Annotated in this window: 16 protein-coding genes; 10 read left to right on the forward strand and 6 right to left on the reverse strand. The window is 44.1% G+C overall.

The genetic code is table 11. From position 1 onward, the window contains the following. Positions 1–9 precede the first annotated feature (9 nt). Positions 10–744: a glucosamine-6-phosphate deaminase gene (nagB, locus tag MHB45_RS25775; RefSeq protein WP_063595476.1), complete on the reverse strand. Its 735-nt coding sequence runs from the start codon at positions 742–744 to the stop codon at positions 10–12. Continuing rightward, positions 744–1922, reverse strand: coding sequence for an N-acetylglucosamine-6-phosphate deacetylase (gene nagA / locus MHB45_RS25780; RefSeq protein WP_202186569.1), 1179 nt, complete (start codon positions 1920–1922; stop codon positions 744–746). The genes nagB and nagA overlap by 1 nt, the downstream gene beginning before the upstream one ends. 305 nt (positions 1923–2227) lie before the next feature. On the opposite strand from nagA, the gene nagE reads away from it, so the two are divergent. Further along, complete coding sequence (gene nagE, locus MHB45_RS25785) at positions 2228–4138, forward strand: N-acetylglucosamine-specific PTS transporter subunit IIBC (protein WP_202186570.1); 1911 nt, start codon at positions 2228–2230, stop codon at positions 4136–4138. 346 nt (positions 4139–4484) lie between these two features. Here the strand turns inward: nagE and MHB45_RS25790 are convergent, their stop codons facing one another. From MHB45_RS25790 to MHB45_RS25805, 4 genes are read right to left on the reverse strand one after another with little or no spacing between them, the layout of a single operon-like run. Next, positions 4485–5306, reverse strand: a complete 822-nt coding sequence (locus tag MHB45_RS25790) for an ABC transporter ATP-binding protein (protein ID WP_048688748.1) — start codon at positions 5304–5306, stop codon at positions 4485–4487. Between the two features lie 15 nt (positions 5307–5321). Continuing rightward, positions 5322–6344 carry a FecCD family ABC transporter permease gene (locus MHB45_RS25795; RefSeq protein WP_072274031.1) on the reverse strand — a complete coding sequence of 341 codons (1023 nt, stop codon included), beginning with the start codon at positions 6342–6344 and terminating at the stop codon, positions 5322–5324. Then, positions 6337–7344, reverse strand: coding sequence for a FecCD family ABC transporter permease (locus tag MHB45_RS25800; protein WP_048688752.1), 1008 nt, complete (start codon positions 7342–7344; stop codon positions 6337–6339). Before MHB45_RS25800 ends, MHB45_RS25795 begins: the two co-directional genes overlap by 8 nt. 22 nt (positions 7345–7366) lie before the next feature. Continuing rightward, positions 7367–8341 (reverse strand): iron-hydroxamate ABC transporter substrate-binding protein, encoded by a 975-nt coding sequence (locus tag MHB45_RS25805; protein WP_048688755.1) that lies wholly within the window; start codon positions 8339–8341, stop codon positions 7367–7369. Between the two features lie 450 nt (positions 8342–8791). On the opposite strand from MHB45_RS25805, the gene MHB45_RS25810 reads away from it, so the two are divergent. The 9 genes from MHB45_RS25810 to MHB45_RS25850 all read left to right on the forward strand — a co-directional run bounded on the left by MHB45_RS25810 (position 8792) and on the right by MHB45_RS25850 (position 24241). Beyond that, the gene (locus MHB45_RS25810; RefSeq protein WP_048688759.1) at positions 8792–9661 is read left to right on the forward strand and encodes an alpha/beta hydrolase; all 870 of its coding nucleotides are present in this window, start codon (positions 8792–8794) and stop codon (positions 9659–9661) included. 213 nt (positions 9662–9874) lie between these two features. Next, positions 9875–10660, forward strand: coding sequence for a 2,3-dihydro-2,3-dihydroxybenzoate dehydrogenase (locus MHB45_RS25815; RefSeq protein WP_048688836.1), 786 nt, complete (start codon positions 9875–9877; stop codon positions 10658–10660). 54 nt (positions 10661–10714) lie between these two features. Beyond that, positions 10715–11938, forward strand: coding sequence for an isochorismate synthase DhbC (gene dhbC, locus MHB45_RS25820; protein WP_340908143.1), 1224 nt, complete (start codon positions 10715–10717; stop codon positions 11936–11938). Between the two features lie 22 nt (positions 11939–11960). Then, a complete protein-coding gene (locus tag MHB45_RS25825) occupies positions 11961–13586 on the forward strand; it encodes a (2,3-dihydroxybenzoyl)adenylate synthase (RefSeq protein ID WP_048688764.1) in 1626 nt (541 codons plus the stop codon). Between the two features lie 27 nt (positions 13587–13613). Beyond that, entirely contained in the window at positions 13614–14528 is a 915-nt protein-coding gene (locus tag MHB45_RS25830; RefSeq protein ID WP_048688767.1) for an isochorismatase, read from the forward strand. A 30-nt stretch (positions 14529–14558) separates the two neighbouring features. Beyond that, the gene (locus tag MHB45_RS25835) at positions 14559–21755 is read left to right on the forward strand and encodes an amino acid adenylation domain-containing protein (protein ID WP_373689714.1); all 7197 of its coding nucleotides are present in this window, start codon (positions 14559–14561) and stop codon (positions 21753–21755) included. Then, positions 21755–21976: an MbtH family protein gene (locus MHB45_RS25840; RefSeq protein WP_048688770.1), complete on the forward strand. Its 222-nt coding sequence runs from the start codon at positions 21755–21757 to the stop codon at positions 21974–21976. Before MHB45_RS25835 ends, MHB45_RS25840 begins: the two co-directional genes overlap by 1 nt. Next, positions 21973–23421, forward strand: coding sequence for a DHA2 family efflux MFS transporter permease subunit (locus MHB45_RS25845; protein WP_226990544.1), 1449 nt, complete (start codon positions 21973–21975; stop codon positions 23419–23421). The genes MHB45_RS25840 and MHB45_RS25845 overlap by 4 nt, the downstream gene beginning before the upstream one ends. A gap of 94 nt (positions 23422–23515) precedes the next feature. Continuing rightward, positions 23516–24241 carry a 4'-phosphopantetheinyl transferase family protein gene (locus MHB45_RS25850; RefSeq protein WP_048688845.1) on the forward strand — a complete coding sequence of 242 codons (726 nt, stop codon included), beginning with the start codon at positions 23516–23518 and terminating at the stop codon, positions 24239–24241. Positions 24242–24302: the final 61 nt, after the last annotated feature.

Genomic DNA, 24302 nt, shown 5'->3' on the forward strand with positions numbered 1-24302 from the left:
TTCGCTCCTTTAGGGTATTATCACTCCGGATAACGCTTTTTGGTCTGCGATAATTGTAACACTATTATGTTTTTTTAGGATAGATGCAGGAAATTCCTCGGAAATGTCACCGTGAATCAATTTCTTCAGTGTTTCGGCTTTTTCTTCACCAGAAATCAGCAGCAGAATTTCTTTGCTTTTCATGATTGTTGAAATGCCCATCGTAACGGCATGTGTCGGTACTTCGTCTATGGAGTCGAAATAACGTGCATTCGCTTGGCGCGTTGAATCTTCAAGTGTCACGACATGTGTACCGGATGTGAAGGAAGTTCCAGGTTCATTAAAACCAATATGGCCATTTTGGCCAATGCCAAGTATCTGAAGATCGATCCCACCCACGGAATCAATCATTTCGTCATACCGTTGACATTCTCCGTTCGTGTCATCGGCTGTGCCATTAGGCAGGTGAGTACGCTCTTTATTTATATTGATGTGAGTGAATAAGGAGTCATCCATATAAAAATGGTAACTGTTTGGATCATTTGGTTTTAAGCCGATATACTCGTCAAGATTAAAAGACGTTACATGTTCATATGAAGTATGATTGCGCACGTGATCTTCAATCAAATTATCGTACATTCCTTTAGGGGTACCGCCTGTTGCAAGGCCCAATTTGATATTTGGATTTCCTTTGACTTTTCCGATCAATATTTCTGCGGCTGTCCGGCTCATTTCCGTGTAGTCCTGCACTTGTATGATATTCATTATACATTCTCCTTTTTAAAAGCTAAATTTCCTCTGCAGAACGTCATTTCGACGTCCAAGCGGTCATTCAATATTACAAGATCTGCGTCTTTGCCGACCTGGATGCTTCCTTTTCTGTCAAAAATCCGAAGTTGTTTGGCAGGGTTTTCCGCCGTCATTTTTATAATGTCAGTCATGGAACAATCGGTATATTTCATTGTGTTCTTGATGGCATCGTTCATTTTCAATATACTGCCGGCTAGTGTGCCGTCTGAAAGCGTTGCTTTAGTTTCGTCAACATTAACAGGCTGACCACCTAAATCATAGGTTCCCTTTTCAAGCCATTTGGCACGAAGCGAGTCCGTTATCAGTATCATTCGTTCGCTGGTAATTTGGTTATATGCCAGCTTGATCATTTCCGGCCTGCAGTGAATGCCGTCAGCAATAAGTTCAACATATAGCTCGTCTCGAAGATAAGCAGCTCCCAAAACACCTGGTTCGCGGTGATGGAGTCCACGCATCCCATTATAAAGATGTGTAACGTGGGTAGTCCCTGCCTGGATTGCTTCATCTATTTGGTCATATGTTGCATCTGAATGGCCGATGGAGGCGACGACGCCAGTCCCCCTTAAGTGGGCGGCAAGATCTAATCCGTTCGGTTGTTCAGGAGCAAGCGTTACAAGTTTGATTTGATTTTCGGCCATTTCCTGCCATTTTTTAAATAGAGTGACATCGGGATCAACGATATAATCCTCAGGCTGTGCTCCTTTACGGGCCGGTGAAATGAAAGGACCTTCTAAATGAATTCCAACTATTTCAGCGTGTTCTTGAGTTTGATTCTCGATATATTTACCAGCGTTAAGAAGTGCTGATTCAATGGCTTGGGTGGATTGGGTCATTGTAGTGGCCAGAAAGCTGGTGGTTCCTTCTTTAGGAAGGGTCTTTGCCATTGTGGATAATGCGTCATGTGTGGCATCCATTGCATCGGAATTGGATGCTCCGTGAATATGAATGTCGATGGCACCGGGAATTACCTGATAATCCGGTGAAAGAGTAATTACCTTGGCATCATCGTCCTGTTTGTATTGGCTGACTGGACCAACTTCGGCAATTTTTCCATCCACGACTTTAATGAATCCATTTTTGTATGTTTCCTTTTCGCTGTAAACCATTAGATTATTAATAATGAATGTTTTCATACATAATCTCCTTTATGAAAGTAAAACTTAATGAATGAGTCATGAAATGGTCTCATATATTTTGCCCTCATTTTATCGTTTTTATTAAAAGTTGTCTAGACCAGTTCAGGAGTATCAAGAACAAAAATGATATTTTTACTTTGTTTTCGAAGAATATAGTATATTTACAAGTAAATTGGTATAGACATCTATATATTTTCTGTGCTAGTATAATCCCAAAGAAAAGTTATTATATTGATAAAATGAAAACGCTTAATACATCTTGTTGTTGATCAAAGAAGTTAGGTACAAGGGAGATGAGTTCGATGTTAAATTTTTTACAAAAGATTGGGAAAGCTTTAATGTTACCGATTGCCGTTTTACCAGCAGCCGCGTTATTGCTTCGTTTAGGGCAACCGGATTTACTTGATATTGCCTTTATTGCCGCAGCTGGAAAGGCGATATTCGATAACCTTGCGATATTGTTCGCCTTGGGAATAGCGATAGGATTATCCAAAGATGGAAGTGGCGCTGCGGCATTATCAGGCCTTGTTGGATACTTTGTATTAACGAATGGTACACAAGCGATTGATAAAGAAATCAACATGGCTGTTTTAGGCGGTATTATATCGGGTATAGTTGCAGCTCTTCTATATAATAGATACTCCGACATAAGGCTCCCTGAATGGCTTGGATTCTTTTCAGGGAAACGATTCGTCCCGATCATCACTTCGCTTGCGATGATCATACTTGCGGGAATATTCGGTTTTGTGTGGCCTCCGATTCAAGATGTAATCAATAGTGTCGGTGACTGGATTACAGGTGCAGGGGCATTGGGTGCCGGCGTATTCGGCGTATTGAATCGCTTATTGCTTCCAGTAGGATTGCATCATGTCTTGAATAGTATGGTTTGGTTCGTCTTTGGTGAGTACAATGGAGCGACGGGTGATATAAATCGTTTCTTCGCAGGGGACCCGACTGCTGGGCCCTTCATGACCGGCTTTTTCCCGATCATGATGTTCGGTCTTCCAGCTGCAGCATTAGCGATGATTGCAGCTGCTAAGAAAGAGAAACGTAAATTGGTGACAGGGATGCTTATTGGGTTGGCTTTCACTTCTTTCCTTACAGGAATCACTGAACCGATTGAATTTCTGTTCATGTTCATCGCACCGGTGTTATATGTAATACATGCCCTTTTAACCGGGGTCTCTCTGGCACTTGCTGTTATATTGGATATCCATCATGGGTTTGGATTCTCCGCAGGAGCCATTGATTATTTCTTGAACTTTGGTATTGCGCAAAAACCGCTATGGTTAATCCCGATTGGATTGGTATACGCGGCAGTTTACTTCGTGATTTTCTATTTTGTCATCAAGATCATGGATTTAAAAACACCTGGCCGTGAAGACGATGAGGAAGAAGTGGAAGAAGAAACTATTGTGAAAACAGGGGATAAATATACCGATATGGGATCGCTTTTCATTCAAGATCTTGGCGGTAAAGAGAATATAAAGCTAATTGATAACTGTGCAACACGCTTGCGTTTACAAGTGGCCGATTCAGGAAATGTGAATGAAGCAGCCTTAAAACGGCATGGTGCGCGCGGTGTCATGAAGTTGAATAAATCGAGTGTGCAGGTCATTGTTGGAACGAATGTTGAATTCGTTGCAAATGCAATGAAACAGCTTGTCAAGGATGGAGTCGACCCAAGCCAAGTGAAAACAAGTCCATCTGCACAAGTGGCAGAGGATATAGTAGAGGAAAACCAAGCTTTGGGTGCAAATGACTTTGTCCTTCCAATTGAAGGAACCATTTTACCGATAGAACAAGTTCCCGATCAAGTGTTTGCCATGAAAATGATGGGGGATGGCTTTGCTATCGAGCCAGTCAACGGAAAACTAGTATCCCCAATCGATGGGGAAGTTCTAAGTATCTTCCCGACAAATCATGCACTGGGCTTGAAAATGGATAATGGTCTGGAAATTCTGATCCATGTTGGTTTGGATACAGTTAAATTAAATGGAGAAGGGTTCACAGCTCTTGTTCAAGAAGGCCAAAGAATAACAAAGGGAACACCTCTTTTGGAAATTGATTTAGATTTCATTAAACGGAATGCACCATCAACGGTCACTCCTATTATATTCACTAACTTACCTGAAGGAACGGCAGTGAAGTTGCAAAAGTCAGGGATCCAGAAACAAAATACACCAGATATCATCCAGTTGGAAAAACTATAAAACGGTTAAAAAAGGGGTGTCGACTTGTCGACATCCCTTTTGACTTTAGACTGTAGACAAACTAAAGTGAGTTTGCCTGCAGTTTTTTTATGGCTTGTACAGTTTGGATGTTGATTTCCAATCCAAGCACTCGCTTTCCGCGGGCGGTTGGGGAGCCTCCTCGGCTTGCGCCTGCGGGGTCTCCCTAGACGCGCTTTTCTAAGCAGGAGTCCCGTACCTTCCTCTCCAATCAACTATGTTATAAAATTCAGATGGAAACCATACCTGAGGAGTTGGAGGTGTTGGTATGGGTCAGTTGATTCGGGAATATCATTTGATGAATTATACGTTTTCCGAACCACATCTTTCAATTGGATAAAACGGCTTCTTTATATACTTCTTGCTGTGATAAATTGTCATAACCAAAACAAACGGGTGCTCCATTGGCCGGATCTATCATCACCCTTGCATGAATACGAAAGACTTCCTCTAAAACGGCAGGTGTGATGATTTCCCCCGGGGTACCGATTTTAACGATTTCCCCTTCCTTCATCGTTATGATTTCATGTGAGAACCGTGACGCATGGTTAATGTCATGCAATACCATGACAGTCGTTATTTTTTGTTCTTTATTAAGCTTTTCAACTATTTGCAAAACCTCTAGTTGATGTGCCATATCAAGGTAGGTGGTTGGCTCATCCAATAATAAAATCTCCGTTTTCTGTGCTAAAGCCATTGCCAGCCAAACCTTTTGTCTTTGACCACCGGATAGATTGGCGATCTGCCGGTTCCGAAATGAAAGGGTTTTTGTGATATCCATGGCCCATTCAATCGTTTCTTTATCTTCTTTCGTTAATTTATTTACATTATTGCGGTGCGGATACCTTCCATATGAAATGAGTTCCTCTACCTTCAATTGGGCTGGTGCAACCGGGTTTTGGGGGAGTAACGCCAGCTGCTTGGCAATCTGCTTCGTATGGATCTTATGTAAATCCTGTCCTTGTAAAAATACGCTTCCGCTCTTTTGTTTTAGAATACGGCCTATCGTCTTCAGTAAGGTGGATTTACCACAGCCATTAGGACCAATGATGGTAGTGACCAGGCCTTCTTTTATTTCCAAGTTCAAGTCCTTGAATACCGTGAATTTCTCGTAATTCGTTTCTAGATTTTCCGTACGGAGAATACTCACTGATCATCTCTCCTTCTACGCTTTAGCTTTAATTAGTAAATAAAGAAAATAAGGAACACCAATGATTGAGATGACGATCCCGACTGGCAATTCAGCCGGTGCAAAAACGGTTTTTGCGATAAAGTCGGATACGATCACCAGCAATGCGCCAATTGCTCCCGATACCGGGATGACCTGATTATGATGGATACCTACAAGGTGCTTCGCAATGTGGGGAGCCATTAAACCTACGAAACCGATATTTCCCGATACGGAAACGGAGGCGCCCACCAATCCGATGCTGCAAAGTAAAAGGATGATCGTTTCCTTTTCTACTGAAATCCCCAAACTTTTAACACTTGATTCTTCCAACTGATACAAATCAAGTAAATAAGCCTTTTTCTTAATAATAGGAATCAGGACTATCATCCAGGGTAACATGGATGCGATGTACTTCCAGTTGGCATCGTATATCGTTCCTGAGAGCCAAACCGTTGCCATTTCAAAATCGGTTGAGTTCATTTTTAATGATAAATATAAGGAAAGGGCACCAAACGCCGAGCCTATGGCGATTCCGGTCAGTAACAGGCGACTCATGTCCAGGGTGCCATTCTTCCAAGAGAAAAGGAAAATCAATAGGGCTGCCAAAAGCCCGCCCACCAAACCGAATAGCGGAAAACTCATAATGGAGATCCAGTCCGAGCCGCTGTTTTGACCTTGATAGAAAAACATGAAAATGACAATGGCTGTCCCAGCACCAGCATTAATACCGAGAATACCGGAATCGGCCAAGCCATTTTTCGTAACCCCTTGAATGACAGTTCCCGCAATTCCTAAGCTCACTCCCACCAAACCGGAAATCACAATGCGGGGGAGCCTGAATTCAAAGATGACCAAATCAAAATCGGACACTGGATTCACCCGGAATAAGGTTTGGAGGACAGCTTTGACGGTCATGTCGAATGTTCCGGATATCAAGCTAAAATAACTTGTAACGACGATTAAACATAAAATGATGGTCATCGTGATGGTGAAGCGCCACCGTGCATTCTTATCCATTCTTTTCTCCCCCTCTCGTTCTTATTAAGTACAGGAAGAAAGGAATGCCGATCAAGGAAGTGACGACCCCTATTGGGGTTTCGAATGGATAATTAACAAACCGGCTCAAGACATCGCACAAAGCTAGAAAAACTGCACCAATTACCCCTGCACATGGAACGATCCACTTATAATCAATCCCAATTAAAAACCGGGTGATGTGGGGGATGATAAGTCCAACAAAACCGATTTTCCCTACAAGCGCCACTGCGATTCCCGTTAAGAAGATGACGGAAAGGAGGGCCACAGCTTTTATTACTTTTGTGCGCTGACCTAAATTGATGGAAATTTCTTCGCCTAAAGATAATATCGTAATGGATTTTGAGATGAATAGGGCGAGGATGATTCCCACCATTCCACACGGTATCGCCAATTTCAGTACATTGGGATCGATCTGGTGCAACCTCGAGTTGTACCAAAAACTCACATTCTGGGAAATTTGGAAATAGGATGCTATGGCTGCAGAAATACTGCTTAAAAATGTCCCGATCACAGTTCCGATTATGGCTAATCGAACGGGTGATAACCCATTTGGAAGCAGCGACCCAAAACCAAAGACAATTCCGGCCCCCAATGCAGAACCTAGCATGGAAAAGAGGATCATTTGGAATGAAGACATACCTGGAGCAAATACCATACAAAGTGTAATCACGAACGCAGAGCCATCCGTCACTCCCATAATTGAAGGGGATGCAAGATAATTTCTTGTCATCCCCTGCATGAGTGCTCCTGATATGGCTAAAAATGCCCCGACGAGAAGGGCACCCAAAACTCTAGGCAAGCGAGAAGCCATAATGATCGTATGGTCAACATTACTAGAGTCATAGTGGAAAATGGCATTCCATACCGTTATGGAATCAATATTTTTGGCACCATATAAAATCGATAATACGATGGAGAAACAAATCAATAGAGGTGCCATACAAAGAATTATTATTGGTAACGAATTTGTTTTTGCCATATCAATCAACGCACCTTACTGTTTATTTAGCTAATTCTTCCGTTGCAGCCTTCAGGAAAGCTGTTTTACTCCAAGCCGTTCCACCTTGAGCAAGAGGATCAACCGAGTTTACAAACACTTTATTGTCTTTTACTGCCGTGATGCTCTTCCAAATCGAGTTGTTTTCCAAATCTTTTAATGCTTCCGGTTTTTGTGCATTTTCACTTTCCGAGAATTGCAAGAAAACATAATCTGGGTCAAGTTCTGCAAATTTTTCTAATGAAATCATTTCTTGTGCTTTAATTGGCTTGATTTCTTCAGGGACGGTCAAGCCAAGATCTTTATAGATTACTGGGTTGAAATACACATCCTCAGGATATAGGAATAGGCTGCCGTTCCGGATTCTCACGACTAATACCTTTTTATCCTTCAGCTTTTCACCGAGTTCCAGTTTTGCTTTTTCGGCGTCATCATTATAGGTTGTGATGATTTTTTCCGCTTCATCTTTTTTATCTGTAAGGCTGGCCATTAACCGCAGATTGTCTTCCCAATTGGTCGAAATATGTGAATAAGGGAATGTTGGCGCCACTTTTTCCAGCTTTTCCGTCACATTAGCTGGAGATTTAGAAGACCACATGATGACATCAGGTTTCATCCCAAGAAGAGTTTCATAGTTCGGCTGCATTTTTTCACCGATCGACTTAGCACCTTCGAGGTCTTTAGCTAAATATTCAGGTATTTCCCCACCTACAGTAACAACACCCGAAGGCTTAATCCCCAATATGGCTGCATCCTCCATTGATTCCAAACTAGCAGTGGCGATACTGGTAACTTTGGCTGGGATTGTATACTCCTTATCCAGATATGTGACGGTTTGGGTCTTTGTTTCTTTTTTAGACGAATCCGTCACTTTGCTTTTTTCTGAAGCATCGCTTGAAGTCTTTTCGGCATTGCCGCAAGCGCATAGTCCCAAACTGAATACTGTTGCCATTCCAAGTACGAATAATTGCTTTTTCATTAGCCGATTCCCCTTTTTGAATAGATTAAATGTCATTTATCCCTGCTTAATAGGATTTAAAAACAAATCCTTATTGGTTGACAATCTATTTTCACTTCCTTTGCCCGTTGAAATTAACAATAGCTTCACATAATGATGCATGATATTGATAACGATTATCATTATCACTTTCACATGTTATTTAATATAATATTAATTTTCTATTATTTCAAGAATAATTTTCCATAGTAATGTTTTGGGTATGTCCAAAAGGCTTTGAAAATCAGGGTTATAAAGGAATGGGAAAGCCCCTTTTTGTAAAATGATAGGAAAAAATTATCGGTGTATGGTTGATATATCCATTGAGAAAGATTATCATTATCGATGTTGTGGTAATCTTTCTCAATTATATTCTTTTAAAAATCACCTGAATAAAATTACTAGTATTAGAGGTTGGGGGAATTCATTTAGATGATGCATAAAAAAATGGACAAAAACGTAATGGACAAAACTGCTGCAAGCACAGAGGTTACGATCAAAGGAACTCAACAGATTCCCATGCAGTCGAGTGCCGGGAAACGTGAATACCAAATCTTTGTATCAAAACCATTGGAAGAGCCGCCATCCTGGGGATATCCAGTCATTTATTTGCTTGATGCCAATTCGGTATTTGGAACGATGGTCGAGGCGGTACGGTTGCAATCTCGCCGGCCGGAAAAGTCAGGAGTGGTTCCCGCCATCATTGTAGGCATTGGTTATGCCACCAATGGACCATTTTCTTCTGAACGTTATTATGATTACACTCTGCCTGTTGCAGTTAGCGAGTTACCTGTAAGACCGGATGGAAGTCCATGGCCTTCGCATGGAGGAGCGGAAGACTTTCTGAAATTCATAGAAGAAGATTTAAAACCGGAAATCGATAAAAGGTATAAAGTGGATCACGATAGCCAAACGCTTTTCGGGCATTCCCTTGGCGGCCTTTTCGCTTTATATGTTCTTTTTGAAAAACCGTATGCCTTCCAAACATATATAGCTGGAAGCCCATCTCTCCATTGGAACAAAAAGTGGTTCCGTGAGGAGGAGGAGAAGTTTCTTTCCCGATTGAATCAAGGAAATGGTGATATTTCCTTATTGCTTGGCGTGGGGGAGCTGGAAGGCACCCATAAAAGCGGCATGAATGGAAATGCCTTGGAATTATCAAAACGATTATCCTTGAAGGATAGCAGAGTGAATGTTCAATTCAACGAGTTTGAAGGGGAAGGGCATCTTTCAGTTTTGCCGCCTTTGATTAACAGGGCGTTGCGTTTTGCTTTAAAGAGAAATGTGACTGGTAAGAAATAGGACTTTCTCAGTAAATCCACGGAAGGCACTTGACCAGTAAGTTATAAATATATATCATTACCTGTAGATTCCAATTGATAATGATTATCGTTATCAATTGGTATTTTGCTTTTTTCAGCAATTGCTAAAGCCATGTATCGCCCCGGGTTGCCAAGGGGATTGTATTTGAGCTGCTATACATCGAATTATTTGATTAGGAAAGGGAGTGTCAAAGTGGACTTTTTGGAATGTAAAGGGAAAGTTGCGCTTGTAACGGGAGGTGCTCAAGGTATTGGAGGTGCCGTGGTTCAGGCATTAGCCAAGCTTGGCCTGATTGTCGCGGCCATTGATTATAATGCTGAAAAGCTTAATAAATACGTGAGTGAATTGAAGTCTCAAGGTTTGGAGGTATATGCCTTTCCAGCAGATGTGAGCGACAGTCATGCAATCGATCGCATTGTTGATCAAATTGAGAATGATATTGGTCCCATAGAGACACTGGTCAATGTTGCCGGAGTGTTACGTACAGGGATGATCGAGTCATTCAGTGACAAAGACTGGGCTAAAATATTTTCCGTCAATTCCACTGGTGTTTTTAATTTGTCTCGTTCAGTGAGCAAATACATGATGACCAGAAAAAGAGGGTCGATTGTCACGGTCGGATCCAATGCCGCAAGTGTACCGAGAATTTCCTTGGCTGCCTATGCGGCATCGAAGGCAGCTGCCGTCATGTTTACGAAGTGTTTAGGGTTGGAATTGGCCCAATATAATATCCGCTGCAATATCGTTTCCCCCGGATCTACGGACACGGAGATGCAATGGTCCCTGTGGAATGAAGAGAATGGTGCCGAGGCTGTCATAAATGGTATGCCTGATGCATTCAAGGTAGGAATCCCACTGAAAAAAATAGCCATGCCTACTGATATAGTGGACGCAATCCTATTTTTCATATCGAATAAATCAAATCACATTACAATGAGTAATTTATGTGTGGATGGTGGGGCCACTTTAGGTGCTTAAGACGACCATTCATGCATGAGTCTGAATATTAAGTGAAATCGGAGGGGTTTTAATATGTCGAAGTTTAAAGGCGATTCTGCCATCTTGGAAAAACAGCTGTTGGACGAGTATGAGGTTGGTGACTTTTTCCTTGCATCGCCAAACCGAACACTATTGGGAAAAGGTTCCTTCATTACGGTTCCAAGAGATGAAGAAAATGCGAATCAAATGGAAAGTCTCGCCGCAAGAGTGGCTGCTGCTTTAAAACAGGCGAACGTGGAAGGACATGCCAATCCAGTGGTAACGGGTGCTGTACCATTCGATCATCAAAAGGACGCCCAACTTATTGTACCTGAAAACATACGTTCATCAGTCCCTTTGCAAGATAATGACGCCAGCTTTTCAATGGAAACCCAAAAGCCGACTTATGAAATGAAGTCGGTACCCGAACCTTCCCTTTATAAGGAGGGGGTGGAACGCGGCCTTACGTATATAAAAAGCGGGCATCTTGACAAAATTGTCCTATCAAGAACGTTGCATCTTACTTCATCAGAAACAGTGAATATCAATCCGTTACTTCATAATCTAGCTCAACATAACAAGAACGGTTATACCTTTGCCGTGGATTTACCTCAAAGTATCGAGGGAGAAGGTGATACCCCATTCTCGAAAACGCTGATTGGGGCTAGCCCAGAATTGCTTGTTTCAAGGTCGGGGTTACAGGTTCTGGCAAATCCATTGGCAGGGTCCAGACCAAGGAGTGATGACCCTATCGAGGATAAGCGGAGAGCGGACGAGTTACTTTCTTCCTCCAAGGATTTACATGAACATGCTGTTGTTGTCCATGCCGTAGCTGAGGCGCTGAGAAAATTTTTCAAAACGATGGATGTGCCGGAAAAACCAACAGTGATACATACCGAAACCATGTGGCATCTATCGACGGAAGTAAAAGGTGAGCTTAATGATCCCGCAACTTCATCATTGGAGCTAGCGATTGCACTTCATCCGACTCCTGCTGTATGTGGATCACCGACGGACCTGGCACGAGGAGCCATCCAGGAAATCGAACGATTTGATCGTGGATTCTTTACAGGAATGGTTGGTTGGTGCGATGCAGAAGGAGATGGGGAATGGGTCGTTACCATCCGTTGCGCGGAAGTAGAGCGACAAGTTCTTCGCTTATTCGCTGGTGCTGGAGTAGTTGCAGAATCCAAACCGGAAGAAGAGCTTGCGGAAACATCAGCTGAATTTCAGACTATGCTGCGTGCAATGGGAATAGATGCAAAATCACTAAATTAAAGTGTGTGTGGAGGGATAAAGGATGTTAACAGGGTGTACTTCGTGGCCTAAGGAATTTGCGGATTTATATCGAAAGGAAGGGTGCTGGAAAGGGGAAACCTTCGGGGAAATGTTGCGTGAGCGTGCCAAGGTACATGGGGAGCGCATCGCCATCACAAGCGGAGAAAGAAACATGAGCTATGCGGAATTGGATAATGGGGCCGATCGGTTAGCGGCTGGATTTCAGGAACTGGGAATAAAGAAAAGTGATCGAGTGGTGGTCCAGTTGCCCAATGTAATCGAATTCTTTGAGGTTTGTTTTGCACTATTTAGATTAGGGGCATTGCCTGTATTTGCTCTGCCGTCGCACCGAAGCAGTGAAATTAACTATTTTTGCGAGTTTGCTGAGGCAGTTGCCTACATCATCCCGGACAAGCATGCCGGATTTGACTATCGCGATCTTGCAAGAGGTGCAAAAAGCAAGAACGATACGTTGTTAAACGTGATTGTCCTGGGGGAAGAAGAAGAATTCGTGAATTTGGCGGATTTATATATCGACCCAACTAAGAATGAAACAAAAGTGGATTCATGTGACATTGCCTTTCTTCAATTATCAGGGGGAAGTACTGGATTATCAAAATTGATCCCAAGAACACATGATGATTATATATACAGTTTGAGGCTTAGCGCGGAAATTTGCCAGGTGAATATGAATAGTGTTTATCTCGCAGTTCTTCCTATTGCCCATAACTATCCACTTAGCTCGCCAGGTATTCTTGGTACCCTTTATGCAGGCGGCAGGGTAGTCCTTTCACCAGGTCCAAGTCCTGATGAGGCATTTCCGCTTATTGAAAAAGAAGGTGTGACGATCACAGCTCTTGTACCGCCTCTTGCTTTAAGATGGCTTGATGCAGTATCTACCCGTGACCATGATTTATCCAGCCTTCAAGTGATTCAGGTTGGGGGAGCTAAGTTCAGTGCAGAAGCTGCCCGTAGGGTAACTCCCGCCTTCGGCTGCAAGTTACAGCAAGTTTTTGGCATGGCAGAAGGTCTAGTTAACTATACAAGACTAAACGATCCTGACGAAATCATCATCAACACACAAGGCAGGCCGATGTCGGAATATGATGAAATCCGAATTGTCGATGAGGAAGACCGGGATGTCCAACAGGGGCAAGTGGGACATTTGTTAACGCGAGGACCCTATACCATTTGCGGTTATTATAAAGCCGAAGAGCATAATGCGAAGGCATTCACCATGGATGGATTCTATCGAACTGGTGATTTGGTAAGCATGACCGATTCGGGCTATATAGTCGTGGAAGGCCGCGATAAGGACCAAATCAATCGTGGCGGTGAAAAAATTGCCGCTGAGGAAGTTGAAAATCATCTCCTGGCCCATGATGCAGTACATGATGCAGCCATCGTTTCCATGACGGACGATTATCTAGGGGAGAGATCATGTGCATTTGTGATACCCCGCGATCATGCGCCGACGGCAAAGGAACTTAAACAATTCTTGAAGGAGCGGGGGCTTGCCGTCTTTAAAATTCCTGACCGGGTTGAGTTCATTGATTCCTTCCCAAAAACGCCGCTAGGTAAAGTGAGTAAGAAAGCATTGCGACAAACTATATCAGATAAACTTAACAGTCGAATTACGATGAAATAAATAAAAAACCATAGAAGGAGTGATTTGATGGCTATTCCTGCTATCACCCCATATGCAATGCCTGTTGAATCGGAATTACCAAAAAATAAGGTTGCCTGGAAAGCGGATCCAAAGCGTTCAGTGCTTCTCATTCATGATATGCAGCAATATTTCCTTAATTACTATACAGCAAGCGAGTCACCGATAACTGAACTGATAGCACATATTCAGAGCATCAAAAGTCGCTGTGTGGAACTGGGGATCCCTGTTGTTTATACAGCACAACCAGGTAATCAAAACCCGGAAGATCGGGCACTGCTTACAGATTTTTGGGGCCCGGGACTTGATGATGATATCAATCAAACGAAAGTGGTGGATGAGGTCGCTCCAAGTGAGGATGACATCGTCCTGACTAAATGGCGTTATAGCGCATTTAAAAGGACGAACCTTTTAGAGATGATGGAAGAACAAGGGCGTGATCAACTGATCATTTGCGGGGTATATGCCCATATTGGATGTTTGTTGACAGCAAGTGAAGCCTTTATGCAGGATATAGAACCATTTTTGGTATCTGATGCAGTAGCGGACTTTTCATTGGAAGAACATAAAATGGCGATTAAATATGCAGCTGAACGGTGTGCTGTAACAACCTCAACATCTCTATTGCTTGAACAATTGAAAAGCGAAGAGCAATCATTCGCTGAACCCATTGAAGAAAATGATGAACACGGTTTGACATTGCAGGGCCTAAGGCATCAAATCGCAGATCTTCTGGGTGAATCCCCATCAGATATTGATGATGACGAGGATCTAGTGGATCTTGGAATGGATTCGATCAGAATGATGACCCTTGTTGAGATCCTAAGGGGAAAAGGGGCTGAAATTAATTTCATGCAGATGGCTGAAAAACCGACAATCGCAGCTTGGTGGGAACTAATGTCTTCCCAAAAGGCGTTAGCATGACTGAATCCAAAGAGAAGGAGGTAAAACGGAGTGATTAATATTCAGGACCAAGATGTGCGCTGGCAATTGTCCGGCGCACAATCCGGTATCTGGTTTGCTCAGCAACTGGAGCCGGATAATCCAATTTATAACACAGGGGAATACATAGAAATAGATAGCCGGATTGATATAGAACAATTTGAACAGGCGCTGAAACAGGCAGTCATGGAGGCGGAGTTTTTACACGTCCGCTTTGGTGAGGATCATAATGGACCGTTTCAGGTCAGCGGGGAATCGAGTGAATTTCCTTTTGAATTCATTGATATCAGTGGAGAGGAAAACCCACGGGATAAAGCTATGCAATGGATGAAAAAAGACCTGGCTCAACCTATTGACTTGAAAAATGATCCACTTTTCAATCAAGCCTTGATCAAAGTGGATTCAGATCGCTTTTTCTGGTATCAGCGGATTCACCATATTGTAATGGATGCTTTTGGATTTTCACTTATCTCGCAACGGGTAGCTAAACTATATACAGCTCTTCAAAAGGGACAAAATCTGGAGGAAGGTGCCTTCGCTCCTTTACACTTACTTCTAGAGGAAGATGAGGCGTACAGGAAATCCGAGAAGTTCGAACTGGATCGCCAGTATTGGCAAGACCGTTTTGCTGATCAGCCAGAGGTTATGAGCCTAGCTGATCGAGCCCCCCGGACTTCTAAAGGATTCATTAGTCAAACGGGTTATCTATCATCTGCCGCTACACAATCCTTAAAAGCGAATGCACATACATATTCAGGAAGCTGGCATGAAGTCGTGATTGCAGTAACGGCCGTTTACGTAAATCGATTGACAGGCTCGGAAGATGTCATCCTGAGTTTACCGATGATGGGCCGGTTGGGATCTTCCTCATTGAATATCCCCAGTATGGTCATGAATCTGTTGCCGCTCCGGTTGTCTGTAAAACCTGAGATGAGTTTTAAAGAGTTAGTGAAGCAAGTGTCGAAGGAAGTCCGTACCATCCGCCGACATCAAAATTACCGACATGAAGAATTGCGTCGGGACCTTAAACTGCTGGGTGACAACCAGCGATTATTCGGACCTCAAATTAATATTATGCCGTTTGATTATGGACTGGATTTTTCGGGAAGTAAAGCGATCACACATAAGCTGGCAACAGGACCTGTCGATGACTTGTCGATTAACATTTATGACAAGTCCGATGGTAACGGGCTAAGGGTTGATTTGGATGCAAACCCAGAGGTATATGCTATTGAAGATTTGAGTGCTCACCATAAGCGATTCCTGAATTTCCTTGAAAAGGTTGCGGCAGCAGAGACTCAATCAATCGGGGAAATTGAACTGCTTCTACCTGAGGAACGGGAGCAAGTCCTGCAACGATGGAATAGAACGGAAGAGGAACTCCCTTCTTTGCTTTTACCAAAATTATTTGAAAATCAAGTTTCCAAAACCCCTGATTTGACAGCGGTGATGGATGAGCATACTGTCCTTAGTTATATGGATTTAAACAAGCGGGCCAATCGCCTTTCCCACCTTCTGTTGGAGAAGGGTATAGGACCTGAGAAATTCGTGGCTATAGCACTGAACCGTTCGGTGGATATGGTCATTTCCATGTTGGCCGTGTTAAAGACGGGAGCGGCCTATCTACCTGTAGACCCGGATTATCCAACGGATCGAATCGATTTCATGCTTAATGATGCACGGCCCTCTTCCATCATAACAAGTAAAGAATTATCTTCAAAATTATCGGGTGTCCATGTAGCGGAGCGCATCGTTTTGGATGAGGAAGAAACCATACTTGGAATTGGGAGTTATCCGGATATAAATGTGGATGATGAAAAACGTATGGGGTCAGTCTCGCCACTTAATCCTGCTTATATGATTTACACTTCAGGTTCTACCGGAAAACCGAAAGGTGTTTTGATTCAATCGGCTAGCCTTATTAACTTCCTTTCTTCCATGCAAAGCCAATTTTCTTTGAAACATCAGGATCGGCTCTTGGCGGTAACGACAATAGCTTTTGATATATCCGGATTAGAAATCTTCCTGCCGTTATTGAATGGGGCAAGTTGTGTCATAGCTGCCAAGGAAACGGTTCAAGACCCTAAGACTCTGTCTGATATGATCGTTCACCATGATATAAGCATCATGCAGGCAACACCGACGCTTTGGCATTCGCTGGTAACGAACTATCCGGATGTGATAAAGAATCTTAGAGTGCTTGTAGGAGGGGAAGCCCTTCCGATTAGTCTGATCAATGCCTTACATGAACTAGGGTGTGAAGTGACTAATCTATACGGACCTACGGAAACGACAATATGGTCATCATCCATTACGCTAGATCCGCATCAAAGTGGTATGCCCTCCATAGGAAAACCCATATGGAATACACAGCTATATGTGCTTGATGCAGCTTTAAAGCCCGTTCCCAAAGGAACAGTAGGGGAATTATATATTGCCGGTACAGGGTTGGCCCGTGGTTATTTAGGGCGGCCGGATTTAACCGCTGAGCGGTTTGTCGCCAATCCTTATGGATTAAAAGGTAGCCGTATGTATCGAACGGGCGATCTAGTTCGTTGGAGAGAGGATGGCTCATTGGATTATATCAGCCGGGCCGATCATCAAATCAAAATTCGGGGTTATCGTATCGAATTGGGGGAAATTGAAGCGAAACTTACCCAGCATCCTGGCGTTAACCAGGCTGCAGTCATTGTTCGTGAAGATCAGCCTGGAGATAAACGTATCGTTTCCTATATCGTCCCTTCTTTGGAAGCGACACCGGAATCGGTTGAACTTCGGGAATTTGTAGGCAGCGGTCTACCGGAATACATGGTGCCGTCCGCAATCATAACCATGGACGAGTTGCCATTGACCCCGAATGGAAAGCTTAACCGGAAAGAATTGCCTGTGCCTGACCTCACTGCACTTGTATCAGATCGGGCTCCTGGAACACCGCAGGAGGAAATATTGTGCGATCTTTTTGCCGAGGTTCTTGGTCTTTCCCGGGTCGGTATCGATGATAGCTTCTTTAATTTAGGCGGTCACTCCCTTCTTGCTTCAACACTGATGGCTCGAATCAGAGATACATTCGGAGTCGAAATAGGCATTGGTAAACTCTTTGAGACACCAACAGTTTCGGGACTTGTAAAACAGCTTTCCAATGGAAAGAGTGCAAGGTTGCCTGTAAAGAAAGCCGATAGGCCGGAAACAGTGCCCCTTTCCTTTGCACAGAGGCGATTATGGTTCCTTCACCGTCTTGAAGGACCAAGTCCAACGTACAATATTCCACTGGTTGTTGAATTGTCCGGTGAAGTAGATACTAGGTCACTAGAGGCTGCGATCAATGATGTAGTCGAGCGTCATGAAACCTTGCGTACGCTTTTCCCTGTTACCTCGGGTACAGCTCATCAATATGTTCTGGATTCATCAGAAGCACAAGTGGAATTGTTGGTATCGTACATCAAAGAGTCCGAACTTGAAGCTGAAATTGCTACAGCTGCGCGATATAGTTTCAATCTTGCAAAAGAACCGGCCATATGTGCCCAGCTTTTCACAATGGCCTCGGACAAGCATGTATTGGTTTTATTATTACATCATATTGCAGGAGATGGATGGTCCCTGACACCGCTTACCCGCGATTTAACGGCAGCTTATGTGGCGCGAAGTAAAGGCGAAGAACCTAACCTGCCCCCTTTACCAGTACAGTATGCCGATTATGCGCTTTGGCAGGAAAGCCTTTTAGGGAGTGAGGGTGATGAATCCAGTTTAGCCATTGAACAAATGGAATACTGGAAAGAAACATTGGCCAATCTGCCAGATCAATTGGAATTGCCCACTGATTATCCGCGTCCCCTTGAGGCTAGTTATAGAGGTGAAACCGTAGACTTTTCTATCAATCCTGAAATGCATCGTCGTTTACTGAATTTGGCCCGTGATAATGGCGTCAGCTTATTCATGGTCTTGCAATCTGGACTGTCGGCGCTCCTCACTCGCCTTGGGGCAGGTAACGATATCCCTATCGGAAGTCCGATAGCAGGTCGAAGCGACGATGCCTTAAGCGATCTTGTAGGGATGTTCATCAACACATTGGTGTTGCGGACGGATACTTCCGGCGACCCCACTTTCCGTGAACTCCTTGACAGGGTGCGAAGGGTTAATTTAAATGCCTATGAGCATCAAGATTTGCCTTTTGAGCGTTTAGTGGAAGTGATGAACCCAGTCCGCTCTCGATCTAGGCATCCATTATTCCAGATCATGCTGGCGCTGCAGAATACGCCTGATCCGAAATTGGAGCTTCCGGGGATTCAATCCAACCTGAAGTTATATGGCGTAGGCGCTTCAAAGTTCGATATGACGATCGAATTACGTGAAGAGCATGCTGAAAATGGGAGTCCGGATGGGATAAATGGCTTCCTTGAATATAGTACAGATCTATTTAAGCGTGAGACCGCCGAGATGTTAATAAATCGATTAATAAGATTGTTGAACGGCGCCATATCGCAACCGGACCGGCCAATTGGACTATTGGAAATAATGTCAACTGAAGAGCGCAAGGAAATCCTTGTGGATTGGAATGGAAGTTCCGAAGAAATACCGCATAAGTGCTTACCGGCATTACTGGAAGAACGGGTAAGCCAGTGTTCTCACAATATTGCATTGGTATATGAGGACACTTCCTTGACTTATGAGGAGTTAAACAAAAAAGCGAATCAGCTAGCCCATCTCTTGATTGCTAAAGGTGTAGGACCAGAGCAATTCGTTGCATTGGCCATGCCTAGATCATTGGAAATGGTTGTAGGATTGCTGGCTGTACTCAAGGCAGGGGCGGCATATTTGCCTTTAGATCCTGAATATCCAAATGATCGGTTAACGTTCATGCTGTCTGATGCTCAGCCTGCTTGTGTTCTAACGAGTTCGGGTGTAGCTTCCAAGCTTCCTGAGATGCATGATATCAGGCAAATCATATTGGATGAAGCCAGTACCATAAAAGAATTGGGTCATCATTCAATTCTCAATCCAACCGATCGTGATCGAATTCACCCGTTATCACCTTTAAATTCGGCATATATCATATATACTTCAGGATCCACCGGTTTACCAAAAGGAGTCGTGGTCCCGCACCAAAATGTAATCAGACTTTTTGGATCGACGGAACATTGGTACCATTTCAATTCCGAAGATGTGTGGACGATGTTCCACTCTTATGCCTTTGACTTTTCGGTTTGGGAGATTTGGGGAGCTTTACTTCACGGAGGCAAGCTTGTGGTCGTCCCTCATTCCATCAGCCGGTCACCGGAAGAATTTTTACAACTGCTTGTTAAAGAAGGAGTAACGGTACTGAACCAGACCCCATCAGCATTTTATCAATTGATGCAGGCTGATCGGAAAATGCCGGAACTAGGGCAGGACATTAAATTACGTTTCGTGATTTATGGCGGGGAGGCACTTGAACTGAGCCGTTTGGAGAACTGGTACAGCCGCCATCCGGAAAATGCGCCATATCTCATCAACATGTATGGAATAACGGAAACTACCGTACATGTCAGCTATCTTGAGCTTAATCGGGATATAACATCCATAAAAGCAAATAGCCTGATTGGCTGTGCCATACCCGATCTGGGCGTGTATGTGCTAGATGCAAGCTTACAGCCAGTTCCGCCAGGGGTAGTTGGGGAACTTTATGTTTCCGGACCTGGTCTCGCCCGTGGTTATTTAGGCCGGCCAGGTTTGACGGCTGACCGTTTTGTCGCCAACCCATTCAGTTCAACAGGCAGCAGGATGTACCGCACAGGCGACTTGGCCCGCTGGCTTGTAGATGGATCTTTGGATTATATAGGTCGGGCCGATCATCAGATTAAAATCCGTGGATTCCGTATTGAATTGGGGGAAATCGAGGCATTGGTTGCTCAGCATTCCCATGTTGAACAAGTTGCGGTAGTGGTTCGTGAAGACAATCCGGGTGATAAGCGTATGGTCGCATATGTCGTATCTGCGTCAAACGTCACCTTCGATCCGGCGAATGTACGTCAATTTGTTGCAAACAGCCTTCCGGATTACATGGTGCCATCAGCTTTCGTTGAAATGGGCGAATTGCCTTTGACACCGAATGGTAAGCTGGATCGCAAGGCATTGCCGGCGCCGGAATTCGGTACTGATCAATCAGGGCGCGGACCGAGGACTCCGCAGGAAGAGATTCTGTGCGACCTTTTTATGGAGGTTCTCGATTTGCCCCATGTCGGAATAGATGACGGTTTCTTTGATCTAGGTGGCCACTCGCTGCTTGCCGTCCATTTGATGAGCAAAATACGTGAAGCACTTGGCGTTGAGTTGAGTATTGGTAACCTATTCGAGGCTCCGACTGTTGCGGGGCTCGCTGAACGACTTGAAATGGGCACGAGCAAAAGTGCTTTGGACGTCCTGCTGCCGCTTAGGAAAAATGGGTCGGAACTTCCGCTGTTTTGTGTACATCCGGCGGGAGGGCTTAGCTGGTGCTACGCTGGATTGATGACTGCACTGGGCCCTGACTATCCAATCTATGGGTTACAGGCACGAGGAATATCAGAGCGGGAGCAACTTCCGAAAACACTGACTGAAATGGCGGCAGACTATATCGATCAGTTACGGACAATCCAGCCAGAAGGACCTTATCATCTATTGGGATGGTCTCTCGGAGGCAATGTCGTCCATGCAATGGCCACTCAATTGCAAAATGAGGGAGAGGCCGTCCGTTTGGTTGCAATCCTTGATGCTTATCCAAGTCATTTCTTGCCAATAAAAGAGGCTCCGGATGATGAGGAGGCTTTAATCGCATTGCTGGCATTGGGAGGTTATGATCCTGATAGTTTAGGAGACCAGCCATTGGATAATGCCAGTGCCATAGAAATTCTTCGCCGAGATGGCAGTGCATTGGCTAGTTTAGAAGAAGAAACGATCCTGAACCTTAAAGAGACATATGTAAATTCTGTTCGGATCATGGGTGAGTATAAACCTAAAACCTTTAAGGGGAATGTGCTGTTCTTCAGGTCGACGATCATTCCGGACTGGTTTGATCCCATTTATCCTGATACATGGAACCCATATATCCATGGAATGATTGAACAGCATAATATTGAATGCCGCCATAAGGATATGTGCCAGCCGGAACCGCTTGCTGAAATTGGCCAGGTTATCGCTAACAAACTATCCACCATGAAGAAGTTGGCAAAAAATAATGAAGGAGGACATATCTGATGACCAACCCTTTCGAAAATGAAAATGGCATCTACCATGTATTGATAAATGAAGAAGGTCAACATTCCCTTTGGCCCGCCTTTTTGGTTATTCCGGAAGGCTGGTCCGTCATATATCGGGAAGAAAGCCGGCAGGATTGCCTGGAATACATCAACAAAAACTGGCCGGATTTGCTGCCCAATAGTTTAAAACTAGTTGCCAGCAGTGATGGAACAAAGTGAAATCCCGGATACAGCTAGACCCTAAAATAGTAGTGTGCATCGTTTATGTCATAGCGATGTTCATGGTTTCGATGGACGGGACGATTGTCAATGTGATCCTCCCGACAATCAGTAATGAATTTAACCTAGATCCTTCTTCAACCAGCGGCATTAATATTGGATATTTAGTTAGCCTGGCTGTCTTCCTTCCAGTAGCGGGTTGGCTAGGGGATCGATTTGGGACCAAGAAGATCTTCTTGATTGCATTGGGTGTCTTTACGGCTGCTTCCTTTTTATGCGGCTTTGCCAATAATCTGCAAACCTTGAACTTGTTCAGGGTTTTGCAGGGGGCTGGAGGCGGGATCCTGACACCGGTGGGAATGGCGATTTTATTCAGAACGTTCTCTCCGGAGGAAAGGCCAAAGGTTTCCCGTTCCCTTGTGCTGCCCATTGCATTCGCACCAGCCATTGGTCCGATCGTTGGCGGGTTCTTCACGGAGCAGATGTCTTGGCGTTGGGCATTTTATATTAATGTTCCTTTCGGGATTATGGTCCTGTTAATCGGTGTACTGTTTTTAAAAGAACATAAAGAGCCTACGGCTGGCAGGTTGGACCTTCCAGGATTCCTGCTGTCAGCTTCAGGCTTTTCCATGATGATGTATGCAATGAACATAGGACCATCCAAAGGATGGGACTCCCCCGTTATCATGTATACAGGAATTATCGGTGCAGTTCTTATTCTCTCATTTATTCTATTGGAACTGCGTGTGGACCAACCAATGCTTGATTTGCGTTTATTATCCGATCGTTTGTTTCGGACATTGGGCATCATCTCATTATTTTCAATGGCCGGCTTATTGGGGATGCTCTTTGTGTTTCCGTTAATGTATCAAAGTGCGCTTCATGCTTCAGCTTTGGAAAGCGGGCTGACGACATTCCCGGAAGCCATAGGTTTGATGGTAGCATCCCGGATGATGCCTTTGACTACAAAGAAACTGGGCATACATCAGGTGATCCAGATGGGGCTGCTTAGCACAATCATCATTTATACCTTGATTAGCCTCGTGGGACCGACCGCCAACCCGTGGTTCCTTCGGGCCCTGTTATTTAGCGTCGGCGTATGTTTGGGACATACAGTTGTGGCCATACAGTACTCCACTTTCACTAATATCAACTCGGCTTCGATGGGGATGGCCGCCACATTGTTCAATGTTCAAAACCGGATTGGCTCTGCGATGGGTGTCGCCATCCTAGCCAGCATCCTGGGGGCAGTGGGCGCTGACACGATGGGAACGAATGGGCATGTTAACTTATCATCCTATCAATTCGCTCTCTTCGGTTCTGCCATTTTGCTCGTCATAGCCCTAATATTTGCGATGCGTTTAAAGAAGGATGATTTTAAGGCCACCATACCGAAACAGGACAGGGCTAATTCCCTTGATGTAAAACCGGTCAAAAGCGGGTAAGTTACTCATTCGGTTAATTTTTGAGGGAGGTCACTGGATTTTTACCAGTGACCTCCCCTTCATTTTGCTGGCAGTAGGGGAAGGGGCAGGAGAATTGGTTGAACTATATATATGTAAATTGCCCATAAAGAAAGAGGAGTCCGACTTAAATAAACTGCTTGTCCATGTTTCAATCGAAAGGCAACGGCGGGTGAAAAGGTTCGTCAAGTTGGATGATGCCTACCGCTCCCTTATAGGGGATTTGATGGTGCGGTTTGTTCTTAAAGAACGATACGGTTCGGTTAAGGAAGAACTGCGATGGAGGACAAATTCATTTGGGAAGCCCTTTCTGCCCGATTATCCATCGTTCCATTATAATATTTCCCATTCTGGCGAGTATGTGGTTTGTGCCGTGCATGATGCAGAGGTGGGAGTGGATATAGAGAAAATAGGGCCGTTTGAGTTACAGCTGGCCAAGGTTTTTTTTACCGAAGAAGAGTATAAGCAAGTATTGGAAGCAGAAGACGGACTTTCTTCCTTTTATGATATATGGACTTTGAAGGAAAGCTATATCAAAGCAATAGGTAAGGGCTTATCCATACCTTTGCACAGCTTTAATGTAAGAAGGCATGGCATGGAAGACATTCAGTTAACTGATGTACATAGCAATCTATCAATAACGGACTTCACCTGTAGGCAGTATAAGGTAGACAGTGAGTATCGGCTTGCCGTTTGTGCATATCAGGTAAGTGCCGAAAGTTTTAAGGATCACCACAGATCAGTCACTTTTCAACAAATATGTGAGAATCTGAATATCACTCGGCTGGAAGTGCAAAACTGATGAAATTCATATAAATGGGCAACTTTAACTCTATTGGGGAGTTCCAGCAACGGTACGAAAA

The organism is Peribacillus sp. FSL K6-5616, assembly GCF_038008245.1.
GTDB classification, from domain to species: domain Bacteria; phylum Bacillota; class Bacilli; order Bacillales; family DSM-1321; genus Peribacillus; species Peribacillus frigoritolerans.